10 protein-coding genes and 2 pseudogenes are annotated in these 12,258 nt (G+C 74.4%); 8 read left to right on the top strand and 4 right to left on the bottom strand.

All coding sequences use genetic code 11. The annotated features are described in order from the left end of the window. Positions 1-115: 115 nt before the first annotated feature. The 4 genes and pseudogenes from ABZ783_RS10005 to ABZ783_RS09990 all read right to left on the bottom strand — a co-directional run. A complete protein-coding gene (locus tag ABZ783_RS10005; protein WP_357435884.1) occupies positions 116-1,318 on the bottom strand; it encodes a low temperature requirement protein A in 1,203 nt (400 codons plus the stop codon). 250 nt (positions 1,319-1,568) lie between these two features. Further along, entirely contained in the window at positions 1,569-2,309 is a 741-nt protein-coding gene (locus tag ABZ783_RS10000; protein WP_357435882.1) for a helix-hairpin-helix domain-containing protein, read from the bottom strand. A gap of 239 nt (positions 2,310-2,548) precedes the next feature. Then, positions 2,549-2,890 carry a TcmI family type II polyketide cyclase gene (locus tag ABZ783_RS09995; RefSeq protein WP_357435881.1) on the bottom strand — a complete coding sequence of 114 codons (342 nt, stop codon included), beginning with the start codon at positions 2,888-2,890 and terminating at the stop codon, positions 2,549-2,551. Positions 2,891-3,164: 274 nt separating this feature from the next. Continuing rightward, a pseudogene (locus tag ABZ783_RS09990) lies at positions 3,165-3,908 on the bottom strand (BTAD domain-containing putative transcriptional regulator); the annotation flags it as partial. 421 nt (positions 3,909-4,329) lie between these two features. Between ABZ783_RS09990 and ABZ783_RS09985 the strand changes: the two are divergent. From ABZ783_RS09985 to ABZ783_RS09950, 8 genes and pseudogenes are all read left to right on the top strand, one after another. Continuing rightward, the gene (locus ABZ783_RS09985) at positions 4,330-4,662 is read left to right on the top strand and encodes a TcmI family type II polyketide cyclase (RefSeq protein WP_357435880.1); all 333 of its coding nucleotides are present in this window, start codon (positions 4,330-4,332) and stop codon (positions 4,660-4,662) included. Further along, entirely contained in the window at positions 4,659-6,365 is a 1,707-nt protein-coding gene (locus ABZ783_RS09980) for an acetyl-CoA carboxylase carboxyltransferase subunit alpha (RefSeq protein ID WP_357435878.1), read from the top strand. The genes ABZ783_RS09985 and ABZ783_RS09980 overlap by 4 nt, the downstream gene beginning before the upstream one ends. Beyond that, the gene (gene accB / locus ABZ783_RS09975; RefSeq protein ID WP_357435876.1) at positions 6,362-6,838 is read left to right on the top strand and encodes an acetyl-CoA carboxylase biotin carboxyl carrier protein; all 477 of its coding nucleotides are present in this window, start codon (positions 6,362-6,364) and stop codon (positions 6,836-6,838) included. Before ABZ783_RS09980 ends, accB begins: the two co-directional genes overlap by 4 nt. Continuing rightward, a pseudogene (locus ABZ783_RS09970) lies at positions 6,838-8,178 on the top strand (acetyl-CoA carboxylase biotin carboxylase subunit); the annotation flags it as partial. The gene accB and the pseudogene ABZ783_RS09970, both read left to right, overlap by 1 nt. Positions 8,179-8,585: 407 nt before the next feature. Further along, complete coding sequence (locus ABZ783_RS09965; RefSeq protein ID WP_357435874.1) at positions 8,586-9,311, top strand: SRPBCC family protein; 726 nt, start codon at positions 8,586-8,588, stop codon at positions 9,309-9,311. Beyond that, positions 9,304-9,711, top strand: a complete 408-nt coding sequence (locus ABZ783_RS09960) for a cupin domain-containing protein (RefSeq protein ID WP_073836261.1) — start codon at positions 9,304-9,306, stop codon at positions 9,709-9,711. Before ABZ783_RS09965 ends, ABZ783_RS09960 begins: the two co-directional genes overlap by 8 nt. After that, positions 9,708-10,976: a beta-ketoacyl-[acyl-carrier-protein] synthase family protein gene (locus ABZ783_RS09955; protein ID WP_357435872.1), complete on the top strand. Its 1,269-nt coding sequence runs from the start codon at positions 9,708-9,710 to the stop codon at positions 10,974-10,976. Before ABZ783_RS09960 ends, ABZ783_RS09955 begins: the two co-directional genes overlap by 4 nt. After that, positions 10,973-12,226, top strand: a complete 1,254-nt coding sequence (locus ABZ783_RS09950; RefSeq protein ID WP_357435869.1) for a beta-ketoacyl synthase N-terminal-like domain-containing protein — start codon at positions 10,973-10,975, stop codon at positions 12,224-12,226. The genes ABZ783_RS09955 and ABZ783_RS09950 overlap by 4 nt, the downstream gene beginning before the upstream one ends. The last annotated feature ends 32 nt before the right edge of the window (positions 12,227-12,258 follow it).

Below are 12,258 nucleotides of genomic sequence, written 5' to 3'. Positions count from 1 at the left end.
GTCCCTGTACCCCGGGCGGGTGAGTGCCCAAACGGTGCCGCGAGACGCGCGGCTGATTTCGATCATCGCGGCCCCCGGTGGCGGCCCGCCGCGGCGCCGCTCACGGCATGCCGGCTCAGGTCGGCGGGGCTGGATCCTCCGGTGGCCGGCCCCGGCTACGCAGGTGGTCGGCGACGGCCACGCCGGCCAGCACCAGCATGGCGCCGAGCGCCGCGCACAGCGGCGGCAGGAACAGCACCGCCGGCGCGATGGTGAGCAGGGCGAGCAGCCCGCCGGGGCGGGACAGCGACACCCGGCTGAACACCTCGTACTCGAAGACGCTGCGGCCGACCAGGAACATCGCCGGCCCGCCGAGGATGACCGCCGCCCAGGCCGGCGGCGTACGCCCCGTCGGCTCGTGCAGCACCAGGTCGAAGCCGGCCGCGGTGGTCACCACCCCGGCCACCATCAGCAGGTGGGTGTAGGGCGCGGTGTTCAGGAACCGGCTCGGCTGCTTCGACTGGGAGATGGCCTGCGGCAGCAGCTCACCGGACTTGTGCACGTAGATCCGCCACAGCAGCAGGGTGGTGACGAAGGCGACCCCGAACGCGGCGATGTTCTCCGCCTCCGAATGGTGGAGGCTGAACATCGTGCCGGTGACCAGGATGGCGTCGCCGAGGGCGATGATGAAGAACTGTTGGTAGCGTTCGGACAGGTGCTCGGCGGTTACCTCCCGTTGCGAGTCGGGCACCACCCCGAGTCCGGGCACCGGGTACGCGAGCCGGAAGCCGAGATAGTCGATGCCCAACGCCAGTGCCCAGAACGCCTGCCGGGCGTCCTCCGACACCACGGCCCCGACCAGCCAGGGGACGGCGGAGACCGCGAACCAGAGGAAGACCCGCGTCGCCCGACGTCGGGTCGGCCCGTCGTGCCGGACCGCCGGCATGAGGAAGAGCCCGCGTCCAAGGTGGATGGCCACGTACGTCCCGGCGAAGACCAGGCCTCGGGTGCCGAAGGCGTCCGGGACGGCGGTGGTCATCAGCAGCGCGCCGAACATCACCACGGCGATCAACAGCTTGATCTGCGGGCGCTGCGGGTCGTACATGTCGGTGACCAGGGTGGTGATGGCCCAGGTCCACCAGATCGCCATCAGCATGAGCAGGGACTGGAACGCCCGCTCCCAGCTGACCTCGGTGACCAGGCCACGCGAGATGAGGGCGAGCGCGACCACGTAGACCAGGTCGAAGAAGAGCTCCAGCAGGGTCACCCGGCGGGAGGACTCGGGATCGCGGACCGGGGCCTGCCGGTGGGCGGGCTGCTCCGGCGTTGCGGAGGGCACGAACTGCTCCTGCGGTGGCGGGATCGGCGCGGCGGGCCGTCCGGCCCTTCACCGACGGTAGCCACGGCCGTCCTGACCCGTGTCCTTTTTCGCGCTTTCCGGGGCACCCTTCCGGGGGCGGTGGCGACGGCGTCGGCCGGGGCGGGGCGCGCCGGGCGGGTGCTGACGCCGTTCCGGCCGGCGCTGGCGCGGGCCGGTGGTGACGGAGCGTCACCACCGGCCCGGGGTGTTCAAGCGGTGGCGGGGCCGCTCAGGGCAGCACCGCCTCGGCCTCGGCGCGGGCGCCGGCCAGTACCTTCGCCTGCTGCGGCCAGGTCGCCACGCTCGGCGCGGCGCGCAGGCCGGCGGCCTTGATGGTCTCCCGCAGCGCCGCTTCGTCCAGCTCGGCGAGCTGCTGGTAGGTGCGGATGCCGGCGGCCTGGAGCGCGGCGGCCATCTTCGGTCCGATGCCCTGGATCTGCCGGAAGTCGTCGGCGGCCTGGTCGGCCGCCGCGGCGACCGGGGCCGCGGCGGGTTCCGCCGCGGCCGTGGTGGTGTTCTCGACCGAGGCGCGCGGCGCGGGGATGGTCACCGGGGTGGCCGGCTCCGCGGCCGGCGCGACCGGCTCGACCTCGGTGGTGGCGGGCTCGGGATCGACGGCCGCCGGCTCGGCCTTGACGGTGACCGGTGCGGCCTCGGCGGGCTGGTCGGCCGGGGCGGAGCCGGCCGATTCGGCGGACAGTGGGGCGGTTGCCTCGACGGCCGGGTTGGCGACCGGAGGAGCGTCCTGCTCGGCCGGGGCCGGCTCCTCGGTCACCGCGGCGGGCGCCGGGACCTCGTCGACGACCGCGGCGGGCCGTTCCTGGTCACTGGTGGCGGTCGCGGGGTCACCCTCCACCGTGGGCGCTGCCGGGCCGGCGGTGGTGCGGCCGCCGGCCAGCACCCGCCAGATCACCAGGCCCGCCACCACAGCCAGGATCACGACCAGCCATAGCCCGAAACTCGACTGCACGGCCAATCTCCTCCTCAGTACGTGAACGACAGTCGTGAGAAAACTCGGGGCAGCTTCGCACACGTACGTCGGGGATGACAGGGCGGTCCGCGGCTTTCGTCGCTGGTGGGATGGTTCGTGCCGAACGGTGGTGGTGGGATGACTGAGCGTGTGCCGCAGCAGGGGGTTTGGGGGCGCCCCGGACCCTGGTGCCTGATGGGGTCCGGGGCGCCCGGTCACCCGCGCTGCCGTGGGTGCGGTCAGCGGATCGGTGTGCGGGCTCCGGTGGCGTCCCAGCTGTAGAAGCAGCCGGCGACGGCCTCCCGTGGGGAGTGCCAGGTCGGCAGGTACGGCGACGTGTGCGCGGACAGTCGCTGGTTGACCTGCTCGAAGAGTGGGTGGTTGCGGATGCCGGCCGCCGCGTCCGGGTCGACGTCGGCGGTCTCCATCAGGTGGACGCACAGGTCGTGCAGGCTGTACAGAGACCGGTGCCGGACGCCGGTCAGGATGGGCAGCTCGGTCGCGTCGGACTCGGCGAAGATCTGCGCGACCCGTCCCTCCGCGCCCGGCACGATCCGGCTGACGACCAACAGTCGACTCATCGGGACCCCTCTCGCCGGCGGTGCCGCCGTCCCGCGCAGCCGGGCGTCGGACACCGTGTGCGCTCACATTGCCCGGTCGAGTGTCAACTGCTCGTCACGATCGGTCACTGTTCGGTGATGGTTGTCGTGACGCCGTCGCTGCGGCCGCACCGTCGGTTGTGTCCGGTGAGCGCGAGCCGGGTGCGGTGGGCGCGGTCGGTCCGCGGTGCGCGGGTGGGCCGGACGGCCGGCCGGGCGGGTTGCCCCGGTCGGATCGTCGGGATGGTGGCTCGTGCCGCGAGGCGCGCCGGATCGGGGCGAGGGTGTCGTCGAGCAGCGCGCACATCGCGGGGGACGGTTCCAGGCGCAGTTCGCGCAGGAGCAGGTCGCGGTAGACGTAGAAGGCGTGCACCGCCTCGAAGGCGTTGCCCTCGGCGAGGTGGATGCGGACCACGAGGCGGTGCGGGGTCTCCCGGAGTGGTTCGGCGGCCATCGCTTCCAGGGCCGCCTCCAGGGCCTCGCCGTGCCGGCCGGCGGCAAGGTGGTTGCCGGCGAGTTCCTCCAGCATGTGCAGCCGCAGCTGGCGCAGCCGTTCGCGTTCCAGCAGCACCCAGTCGTCGTACCAGCCGGGGAGCAGGTCGTGGCGTCCGGCGCTGGCGGCCCCGCGGGGCGTCTCGCGGTCGCGGACGCGGGCGGCGGTGTCGACCAGTTCGTCGACGTCGAGGTGGACGGTGTCGCCGAGCCGGACGGTGTCACCGTCGGTCAGCAGCGGGCAGCAGGGGTCCTGCCGCAACCGCCACAGGGCGGTACGCAGCGACGACAGCGCTCGTTCCTCGGAGGTTTCCGGCCACAGCAGGCCGGCCAGGTGGCTGCGGGTGGCGCCGGGTCGTAGCCCGATCAGGGCGATGACGCGTTGCAGTCCGCGGGGCACCACCACCGGCACGTCGTCGTGCAGCAACCGGAAGCCGCCGAGCAGGTGCAACGACACCGGTGACGCGGACGGATCCTCTGCCGCCGGCGTCCTCGATTCACCGGTCACGGGCGCACCCCCTGCACCGGAACCTTCGTTCCGACTGTCCTGTGTTGCCCGGCGCGGTGCCCGCGACCCCGGTGTCGGAACGGCTCCCGCCGCGGCGGCTGACGCCGCTGCAGCCGGGCTGACCGCAACGAACGTTACCAACTATGATTACTCTGGGTCAACAGTCATGGTGTCAAATGCGACTGTCCACACTCCGCGCGAAAACTGGCGCTGAACTGCGAAAAAGTGTCGGAATGAGTTCGCGGAAGTCGATCTTCTGATAGCTCGCGCACAGGATGCGTCAACGCAGCGTCACGACATTTCACCTCGGATGGCCCGCAGGTGACGCCCCGTTGACGGTGTCGGCGAGACGGTGACCGAGTCGTCCGGCGGGACCGGCCGCGCCATGCGCCGGGTTCGCGCACCCAAGGGGAGGCTCTCCATGGACCGTTCACTCATCGTCGCCAAGGTGGTGCCGACCGCCGAGGATCGGGTCGCCGAGATCTTCGCCGCGTCCGACGCGACCGAACTGCCCGGCGTGGTCGGCGTCCGCCACCGGTCGCTTTACCGGCTGCACGACCTCTACGTCCATCTCCTGGAGACGGAGCGGCCGGCCGACGGCGCGGTGGAGGACGCCCGCGGGCATCCCGAGTTCATCCGGGTCAGCGAGCGGCTGCGGCCGTACATCTCGCCGTATCTGCCGGACTGGCGCTCACCGCGGGACGCCATGGCCCACTGCTTCTACCGGTACGACGCGCCCGGGCGGCGGCCGTGACCACCACCGCGCCCCAGGACGAGCAGCTCTGGTCACGCTGCGACGGCTGCGCCTCGCTGCTGTACCGCAAGCGGTTGCGCCGCAACCTGGACGTCTGCCCGGAGTGCGGCTCGCACGCCCGGCTGGACGCCCCGGACCGGGTGGCGCAGCTGGTCGACCCGGACTCGTTCGTCCCGCTGCCGGAGCGGGCCGTCCAGGTCGACCCGATCGAGTTCGTCGACGCGGTGCCGTACCCGCACCGGCTCGGCGCGGCCCGCGTCGCCACCGGGCTGGACGAGGCGGTGCTCTGCGGCACCGCGCGCATCGGCGGTCATCCGGTGGCGCTGGCGGTGATGGACTTCCGCTTCCTCGGCGGCAGCCTCGGCTGCGCGGTTGGTGAGCTGATCACCCTGACCGCCGAGCGGGCGCTTGCCGAGGCGGTGCCGCTGGTGCTGGTCACCGCCTCCGGCGGAGCCCGGATGCAGGAGGGGGCGCTGTCGTTGATGCAGATGGCCACGGTCAGCCAGGCCCTCGCCGGGCTGCGCGAGGCGGGCCTGCTGACCGTCAGCGTCCTCACCGACCCCACCTACGGCGGGGTGGCCGCGTCCTACGCCACCAACACCGACGTGGTGCTCGCCGAGAGCGGCGCCCGGATGGGCTTCGCCGGCCCCCGGGTGATCCGGCAGGTCACCGGCGCCGCGCTGCCCGAGGGCTTCCAGACCGCCGAGTTCCTGCTGCGGCACGGGCAGATCGACATGGTGGTGCCCCGGCACGCGCTGCGCGGCCGGCTGACCACGCTGCTCGCCGCGGCGCACGCGGCCCGCCGGCGGGTGCCCGTACCCCGGCAGGTGCCGGCGCCGCGGCCGGCGACCGGGGGCGGCAGCGCCGTGCCCGCGACGGCGGCCGGCCCGGAGCGGGACGCCTGGGCGACGGTACGCACGGCCCGGCACCCCGGCCGGCCCACCACGCTGGACTACCTGGACACCGCCTTCGACGGCTTCGTCGAGCTGCACGGCGACCGGCTCGGCGCGGACTGCCCGGCCATCGTCGGTGGCCTGGCCCGGCTCGACGGCCGGCCGGTGATGGTGATCGGCCACCAGAAGGGGCACACCACCGCCGAGCTGGTGGCACACAACTTCGGCATGGCCAGCCCGGCCGGGCACCGCAAGGCGTTGCGGCTGATGCGGCTCGCGGCCCGGCTCGGCCTGCCGGTGGTGACGCTGGTGGACACCCCGGGCGCCGACCCGGGGGTGAGCGCGGAGCAGCAGGGGCAGGCGGCGGCGATCGCCGAGAACATCCTCGCGCTGAGCATGCTGCCCACCCCGGTCGTCGCGGTGGTCACCGGCGAGGGCGGCAGCGGCGGGGCGCTCGCCCTCGCGGTGGCCGACCGGGTGCTCATGCTCGAACGCGCCGTCTATTCGGTGATCAGCCCGGAGGGCTGCGCCGCGATCCTCTGGCCGGACAGCTCCGCCGCGCCGCAGGCGGCCCGCGCGCTGCGGCTCACCGCCACCGACCTGTGCCGGCTCGGGGTGGTCGACGAGGTGGTGCCGGAGCCGGCGCAGGCCGCGCACGGCGACCCGGCGGGCGCGGCCGAGCTGCTGGGCCGGGCGGTGGCGGCGAATCTCGCCCCGTTGCTCGACGTGCCGCCGGCCACCCTGGTCCGCCGCCGCCGGCAGCGGTTCCGTCGCTTCGGCGCGGCCCGCGCCGTGGGGGTTACCCGATGAGCGCCGGCGCCCGACCCGACGAGGTGCTGGACGGGCTGCGCCGGCACGCCCGCAAGCTGGTCGCCGAGCTGGCCGGCCCGGTGCGCCGGGTCCGGCTGCGCAGCGGCGAGAACGTGCTGGAGGTGGAGTGGCACGGTCCGGCCCAGGCGGCGCCCGCGCCGCGCGCCGATGCCGAGCCGGTCGCGGAACCGGCCACCGAGCCGGTGTCCGCGCCGGACCGGCTGGCCGTGCGGGCGCCCGTGGTGGGCACCTTCTACCGCGCCCCGGAACCGGGCGCCGCTCCCTTCGTCGCCGTCGGCGACCTGGTCCGGCCGGGCCAGGTGGTCGGCATCGTCGAGGCCATGAAGTTGATGAACGAGGTGACCGCCGACCAGGCCGGACGGGTGGTCGAGATGCTGGTCGAGGACGGCAAGCCCGTCGAGTACGACCAGCCGCTGGTCGCCCTGGAACCGCTCGCCACGCGAGGAAGCTGATGTTCGACAAGGTGCTGATCGCCAACCGGGGTGAGATCGCGCTGCGGGTCCTGCGGGCCTGCCGGGAGCTGGGAGTGCGTACCGTGGTGGTGCACTCCACCGCTGACGCCGACTCGTTGCCCGTGCGGCTGGCCGACGAGACCGTCCGGATCGGACCGGCAGCGAGCCGGCAGAGCTACCTGAACGCCGCGGCGATCGTCGAGGCCGCCCGGCAGACCGGTGCGCAGGCCGTGCATCCCGGCTACGGGTTCCTCTCCGAGGACGCCGACTTCGCCGAGATCTGCGCGGCCAACGGGCTGACGTTCGTCGGCCCGCCGCCGGAGGTGATGTCGGCGCTGGCCGACAAGTCCACCGCCCGGGCGCTGATGAGCAAGGCGGGACTGCCGCTGCCGCCGGGCGCCGTGCAGACCCTGCCGACGGTCGCCGACGCGTTGGAGGTGGCCGCCGAGGTGGGCTACCCGGTGATCATCAAGGCGGCGGCCGGCGGTGGCGGGCGCGGCATGACCGTGGTGCACGAGGCGGCCCAGTTGCCCCGCGCGTACGCGCGTACCCGCGCCGCCGCCCAGGTCGCCTTCGGCGACGACCGGGTGTACGTCGAGCGCTACCTCGCCGACGCCCGGCACGTCGAGGTGCAGGTGCTCTGCGACGGCCACGGCAACGGGGTGCACCTGGGCACCCGGGACTGCTCGGTGCAGCGGCGCCACCAGAAGCTCATCGAGGAGGCGCCCGCGCCGGCGCTGCGGCAGTCCACCCTGGACACGCTCGCGGAGACCGCACTGCGCGGCGTCCTGTCGGTCGGCTTCACCGGCGCCGGGACCGTCGAGTTCCTGGTCGACGGGGCGGAACAGGGCCACTTCCTGGAGATCAACTGCCGGATCCAGGTCGAGCACCCGGTGACCGAGCTGGTGACCGGCGTGGACCTGGTGCACGAGCAGTTGCACATCGCCGCCGGTACGCCGCTGCGGCTGCGGCAGGAGGACATCCGGCTGCGCGGGGTGGCCGTCGAGGCCCGGGTCAACGTGGAGGACCCGGACCGGGACTTCGCGCCCGCGCCCGGCCGGCTCGACCGGTTCCGGCCACCCGGCGGCCCGTTCACCCGGGTCGACACCCACGGCTATCCCGGCTATCTGGTCAGCCCGCACTACGACTCGCTGCTGGCCAAGGTCGCGGTCTGGGCGCAGGACCGGGACGGCGCGCTCGACCGCCTCGACCGCGCGCTCGGCGAGTTCGAGGTGACCGGGCCGGGTGTCCGCACCACCATCCCGTTCGTCCGGCGGGTGCTGCGCGACCCGGCGTTCCGCCGGGGCCGCCACACCACCGGCCTGGTCGACCGGCTGCTCACCGCCCCTGCCGAGGGGGCCGCGCCCGATGCCCCGCCGGCCACCGCTGCCACGCCCGCCCCCGCCGCCACGCCCATCGGCGGCACCGCGCCCGCCGAGGGCGGCGCGCCGCGCGTGGCCGGCCCCGCCAACGGCACGGTGCCCGCCGAGGGCGGCGCGCCGCGCGTGGCCGGTCCCGCCAACGGCACGGTGCCCGCCGAGGGCACCGCGCCCGCCGTCGGGGCCGCCGGCCACGTGGCCGGGAACGGCGGGCAGGGCGGGCCCGCCGCCGACGGCGGGCCGGATTCCGACCGCGCCACCCCCGTGCCCGCTGATCCCGTGTTCGTCACCCGTGCCGAGGCCGACCCGGCCGGCCGTACCCCCGTCACCGCCGTGCCCGCCGCCGGCCCGACCGCTTGGAGGACCCGATGACCGTCGCTTCCGACCGCCCGCTCGCCGCGCAGATCACCGACATCCTTGTCACCCACTGTGGCCTGGACGCGCAGGCCGCCGCCCGCACCCCGGCCGCCAGCCTGGAGGAGCTCGGCATGGACTCGCTCGCCCTGCTCGAACTCTCCGCGGTCGTGGCCGACCGGTGGCGGGTCAAGATCCCCGAGCAGGCCGGGCAGCTCAGCATCGCCGGCGTCGCCGATCTGGTGGCCGGCAAGGCCGACCCGCCCGGACACACCGAGAACGGCATCGAGATCGCCGCGCCGCTGCCCCTGGTCTGGGAGGTCACCAACGACGTGGCCCGGTGGACCGAGCTGTTCACCGAGTACGCGGCGGTGGAGATCCTGGACCGCACCGGCGACACCGTGCGGTTCCGGCTCACCATGCATCCCGACGAGAACGGCGTGGCCTGGAGCTGGGTCAGCGAACGCACCGCCGACCGGGCGAGCCGGCAGGTGCACGCCCACCGGGTGGAGACCGGCCCGTTCGAGTACATGCGCATCCACTGGCGCTACGACGAGGTCCCCGGCGGCACCCGAATGACCTGGGTGCAGGACTTCGCCATGAAGCCCACCGCCCCGGTCGACAACGCCGGCATGACCGAGCGGATCAACGCCAACAGCAAGGTCCAGCTGGCCGTCATCAAGGAACGGATCGAACGGCGGGCGGCCGCGTCGACCGGGAAGGAAGGCCGCGATGCCTGAGACCACCACCGCCCGCGTCTCCGTGCACGACGTTCCCGCCGACCGGCGGCGCGGCGGCGAGCTGCGGGTCCTGCTCGGCCCGAAGACCGTCGGCAGCACCTCCGGGTTCATGGGCGTGGCCGCCCTCGCCCCCGGGGAGCGGATCGCCGAGCACTACCACCCCTACAGCGAGGAGTTCCTCTACGTCGCCCGCGGCGCGATCACCGTCGACCTAGACGACCGGCCGGTGCCGCTCGGCGCGGGGGAGGCGCTCTTCGTGCCGAAGGACGTCCGGCACCGGCTGCGCAACACCGGCGACGAGCCGGCCGAGGTGGTCTTCCACCTCGGGCCCCTCGCTCCGCGCCCCGAGCTCGGCCACGTCGACACCGAGACACCCCCGCCCCCTCGGGAACCGTCGTGACCGGCCGGCGGACCGTGGTCACCGGCATCGGCGTCGTCGCACCCGGCGGCGCCACCCGGGACCGGTTCTGGAAGACCATCACCGAGGGGCGGACCGCCACCCGGCGGATCAGCTTCTTCGACCCGTCGCCGTTCCGCTCCCAGATCGCCGCCGAGTGCGACTTCGACCCGGACGCGGCAGGCATCACCCTCGCCGAACGGCAACGCGCCGACCGGTACGTGCAGTTCGCCCTGGCCTGCTCCACCGAGGCGCTCGCCGACAGCGGTCTCACCCTCACCGACGCCGACCGGGACCGCGCCGGCGTGGTGCTGGGCACCGCCGTCGGCGGCACCATGGCCCTGGAGCAGGAGTACGTCCGGGTCAGCGACTCCGGCCGGCACTGGCTGGTGGACCACACCCTCGGCGGGCGGTACCTCTACCAGGCGCTGGTCCCCAGCAGCCTGGCCGCCGACGTGGCCTGCCGGCACGGCCTGCACGGCCCGGCCCAGGTCGTCTCCACCGGCTGCACCTCCGGCATCGACGCCATCGGATACGCCCACCAGCTCATCGCCGACGGCGAGGCGGACGTGGTCCTGGCCGGGGCGGCGGACTCGCCGATCTCCCCGGTAACGGTCGCCTCGTTCGACGCCATCCAGGCCACCAGCCCGGACAACGACGACCCGGAGCACGCGTCCCGGCCGTTCGACGCCGACCGGCACGGTTTCGTCCTCGCCGAGGGGGCGGCCGTGCTGGTGCTGGAGGAGGTCGAGCATGCCCGCCGCCGGGGCGCCCACGTCTACTGCGAGGTGGCCGGGTACGCCAGCCGCAGCAACGGCTTCCACATGACCGGGCTGCGCCCGGACGGGGTGGAGATGGCCCTGGCCATCAGCGACGCGCTGCGCCAGGCCCGGCTCGCCCCGTCGGCCGTCTCGTACGTCAGCGCGCACGGCTCGGGCACCCGGCAGAACGACCGGCACGAGACGGCCGCGTTCAAGCGGACGCTCGGGCCCACCGCGTACCGGGTGCCGGTCAGCTCGATCAAGTCGATGGTGGGGCACTCGCTCGGCGCCATCGGCTCGATCGAGATGGCCGCGTGCGCGCTGGCCATCGAGTACGGGGTGGTCCCGCCCACCGCCAACTGGGCCACCCGGGACCCGGAGTGCGACCTGGACTACGTGCCCAACGAGGCGCGGGAGGTGCCCGTCGACGTGGCCCTGTCGGTGGGCAGCGGCTTCGGTGGCTTCCAGTCCGCGATGGTCTTCCGCCGGCTGGCGGTCACGCCATGACGGCGCGGGCGGTGGTGACCGGGATCGGGGTGGTGGCGCCGACCGGGATCGGTAACGACGCGCACTGGGCCAGCGTGGTCGCCGGCACCCGGCGCACCGGGCCGATCACCCTGTTCGATCCGGCGAGCTATCCCACCCGGGTCGCCGGGGAGGTGCCCGACTTCGACCCCGGCGGGTTCGCCGACACCCGGCAGCGGGTGCAGACGGACCGGTGGACGCATCTCGGGTTCGCGGCCACCCGGCTGGCGCTGGCCGACGCCGGGCTGCCGGAGCGGGCACCGGACCCGTACCGGTGGGCGGTAACGCTGGCCAGTTCCTCCGGCGGGAACCTGTTCGGCCAGCGGGAGCTGCAGCGGCTGTGGGGTGGGCCGACGCGGACCGTCGGGGCGTACCAGTCGATCGCCTGGTTCTACGCGGCCAGCGTCGGGCAGGTGTCCATCCACCACCAGCTCAAGGGGCCGTGTGGGGTGACGGTGTCAGAGTCGGCCGGTGGGCTGGACAGCCTGGCCCACGCGGTCCGGACCGTCCGTCGGGGCACCCCGCTGGTGGTGGCCGGGGCGACCGAGTGCCCGCTCAGCCCCTACGCGCTGGCCTGCCAGCTCCGCTCGGGGCTGCTCAGCGACATCGCCGACCCCGAGCGGGCCTACCGGCCGTTCGACGCCGGGGCCAGCGGGTACGTGCCGGCCGAGGGCGGCGCCGTCTTCGTGGTGGAGGAGTTGGGACACGCGCTGGACCGGGGCGCCCGGATCTACGGCGAGATCACCGGCTGGGCGGCCACCCACGACGCCGCCCCGACCGATCCCGAGGCCGGCCCAGATCCGACCCACTACGCCCGGGCGCTGCGGCTGGCCCTGCAGCGCGCCGGCGTACGGCCGCACGACGTGGACGTGGTCTGGCCGGACGCGCTGGGCGTGCCGGCGTTCGACCGGGCGGAGGCGAGCGCCCTGCGGGCGGTGTTCGGGGAGCGTACGCCGTCGGTCACCACCCAGAAGCCGCTGACCGGCCGGGCGCACCAGGGTGGGTCGGCGCTGGACGCGGCGACCGCGCTGCTCGCCTTCCACCACGGCCTGCTGCCCGCCTCCGCCGGCCCGCAGCGGCCCGCCGCGGGCTGCGAGCTGCCCTTCCTGCGGGATCCACGCCGCCCGCGCAGCCGTATCGCGCTGGTCGGGGCACGCGGCTTCGACGGCTTCAACAGCGCGCTGGTCCTGCGCGGCGCCGCGCCCCCACCCGCGCCGGAAGAGAGTCCCTAGGCGGGTGGTCCAGGTCTTGCGGCACAACACGA

It is taken from the genome of Micromonospora sp. NPDC047738, assembly GCF_040642675.1.
In the GTDB taxonomy this organism is placed as follows: Bacteria; Actinomycetota; Actinomycetes; order Mycobacteriales; family Micromonosporaceae; genus Micromonospora.
This window is presented reverse-complemented; position numbering and strand designations above follow the sequence as displayed.

Bases quoted from the DNA above. Each gene is read 5' to 3' on its own strand.
- ABZ783_RS09950 (WP_357435869.1), top strand. From the start codon at position 10,973: ATGACGGCGCGGGCGGTGGTGACCGGGATCGGGGTGGTGGCGCCGACC.
- ABZ783_RS09985 (WP_357435880.1), top strand. From the start codon at position 4,330: ATGGACCGTTCACTCATCGTCGCCAAGGTGGTGCCGACCGCCGAGGAT.
- ABZ783_RS09965 (WP_357435874.1), top strand. From the start codon at position 8,586: ATGACCGTCGCTTCCGACCGCCCGCTCGCCGCGCAGATCACCGACATC.
- ABZ783_RS09995 (WP_357435881.1), bottom strand. From the start codon at position 2,890: ATGAGTCGACTGTTGGTCGTCAGCCGGATCGTGCCGGGCGCGGAGGGA.
- accB (WP_357435876.1), top strand. From the start codon at position 6,362: ATGAGCGCCGGCGCCCGACCCGACGAGGTGCTGGACGGGCTGCGCCGG.
- ABZ783_RS09960 (WP_073836261.1), top strand. From the start codon at position 9,304: ATGCCTGAGACCACCACCGCCCGCGTCTCCGTGCACGACGTTCCCGCC.